At 47.0% G+C, this 1,735-nt stretch carries 4 protein-coding genes; all 4 read right to left on the bottom strand.

Translation table 11 applies throughout. The features are described from left to right. Nucleotides 1-143: 143 nt before the first annotated feature. On the bottom strand, nt 144-578 hold the full coding sequence (locus H0Z19_RS11945) for a hypothetical protein (RefSeq protein WP_290726920.1): 435 nt from the start codon (nt 576-578) through the stop codon (nt 144-146). 61 nt (nt 579-639) lie between these two features. Then, nucleotides 640-786: a universal stress protein gene (locus H0Z19_RS11940; protein WP_290726918.1), complete on the bottom strand. Its 147-nt coding sequence runs from the start codon at nt 784-786 to the stop codon at nt 640-642. Further along, on the bottom strand, nt 761-1,012 hold the full coding sequence (locus H0Z19_RS11935; RefSeq protein ID WP_290726915.1) for a hypothetical protein: 252 nt from the start codon (nt 1,010-1,012) through the stop codon (nt 761-763). The genes H0Z19_RS11940 and H0Z19_RS11935 overlap by 26 nt, the downstream gene beginning before the upstream one ends. A 49-nt stretch (nt 1,013-1,061) precedes the next feature. Next, the gene (locus tag H0Z19_RS11930) at nt 1,062-1,673 is read right to left on the bottom strand and encodes a DUF1646 family protein (protein WP_290726913.1); all 612 of its coding nucleotides are present in this window, start codon (nt 1,671-1,673) and stop codon (nt 1,062-1,064) included. Nucleotides 1,674-1,735: the final 62 nt, after the last annotated feature.

Genomic DNA, 1,735 nt, shown 5'->3' with positions numbered 1-1,735 from the left:
TGGCATCGCTCTGCATCGGTGGAGGGCAGGGGATGGCCATGGTTGTGGAGAGAGTTTGAATTGTTTATTTTTCTTTTTTGTAGTAGTACTTTCGTACCGCAGATTAATCACATTACCAGATCTGCTCATAATTTTCAAACCCATTATTTTCTGGGCTTCAAGAGATCTTCGTCACTCACGAGCATACCCCTAATTAGCATTTTTAGCAACTCGTCGTAAACCTCATCCATTCTACCGTTTATTGCATCGTTCAAGATTAGCCTGTCGAGTTCTACTTGCATCATCTCGATCCCAGTTATGAGTTTGAGAACACGCTCCCCAGCCTGCAACCCCTCTTTTGCTTCCAGCAAGAGTAGGAACGGATAGAGATGTCTTAGGGCGTTAAGGATTGTGGAATCGATGAGTCTCGTGACATTAAGAACAGTCTGGACGTCCTCCGGATCTCTCGCCTCGATGATCTTCAGAAGCTCCATCTCAAGGGCTCTTGTGGCGAAGATGTAGGTGGGCAAGTCGAAGAATTTTATCTCACGAGCCAAATTCGAGATTTCCACAACTGCATCTTCTACAGCTTTAGGCATGCTACACCTCGGCCAGAACTTATTTATTTTCACACAAACCACTGATCCCTCACATGCAGTATTAGTGCTCAGCAGAACTGCCAAACAGAATTTTTCCTGCTGGGCTACATTCTCTCACTCCGATAACTACGAGCGTGGGCTTTATTTCACTAGCAACCTTGACGATGCTCTTCCCTGGATCTCTAATTTCTTTCACAAGAATGCTCACATTCAACACCCTGTTCTATAGCCTTGGGGGCAAAGTTAAAGAGCAATTTCTCTCCTGCTTGAACATCAATCTCCTTGATGTCGTCTTCAAGTATTCTCGGCCATTGAATATGCTCTATGCGGTGTACCAAGATTAGCTTCTCACTCCTAAGCTTTGCCCCTTCAATGCCAAATTTGACTACTTGTTCTGACTTTTCCGAGCTATCAACATCTGCCAGAATGACCATATTAAAAATTGCTGAGACCATCTGTAAAAACATTGTCAATCAAAATACATCAAACTCCAGCGATATACATGAGAGCGAAGTATACTGCCATTATCATTGCCCCAAGCGGGACGCCGATTTTGGCCCACTCCGTCATCGTTATTCTCATCCTCGCTGCTGCCACGATGTTCGGTATGTTTCCGGGTATGAGCATACCTCCGGAGATTATCAGGCCCATGATGGCACTCTTAACTTGGAACTCGGTGAGGGCTGGGCTTATCTCTGCTGCTGTCAGCGTTGCGTTGTCGAGGAAGGCTGAGATGGTGTTTATCCAGTAAAGAGCCTCGGGAGGGACTTTAGAGATGTACCAGACTATCAGCGGAGCGCAGCCAGAGCCAAGCAGTTCTAAGGCTGCGATGAAGACGTAAACTCTCACAGCCCTCACCACAACGGTTCTCAGCGATTCCGCGTATGCTGGAATTTCTATGCTACCAACATCCCCCCTCCCAACCCTGTAAGCTGCAAGTGCTCCGAGAACCACCACTCCGGGAATAATGTAGTGGCCGAGGAGGTTTAACAGGTAGAAGAAGTCGGCCCCGAGTTTTCTTATTGCTATGGTTGACAGGGGCTCGCCCACGGGTGTTAAAGCTGCCCCCATACCAACAGCAAAGCATGCAATCACTATAAACTTAGGGTCCTTACCAAATCACATCTCAGCCAACCTCTGCAGTACCCTCTTTTCCC

Source organism: Archaeoglobus sp. (assembly GCF_017656475.1).
Lineage (GTDB): Archaea > Halobacteriota > Archaeoglobi > Archaeoglobales > Archaeoglobaceae > Archaeoglobus.
The sequence above is the reverse complement of the archived record's forward strand: the minus strand, read 5'-3'. Positions and strand labels throughout refer to the sequence as shown.

Bases quoted from the DNA above. Each gene is read 5' to 3' on its own strand.
- H0Z19_RS11945 (WP_290726920.1), bottom strand. From the start codon at position 578: ATGCCTAAAGCTGTAGAAGATGCAGTTGTGGAAATCTCGAATTTGGCT.
- H0Z19_RS11935 (WP_290726915.1), bottom strand. From the start codon at position 1,012: ATGGTCATTCTGGCAGATGTTGATAGCTCGGAAAAGTCAGAACAAGTA.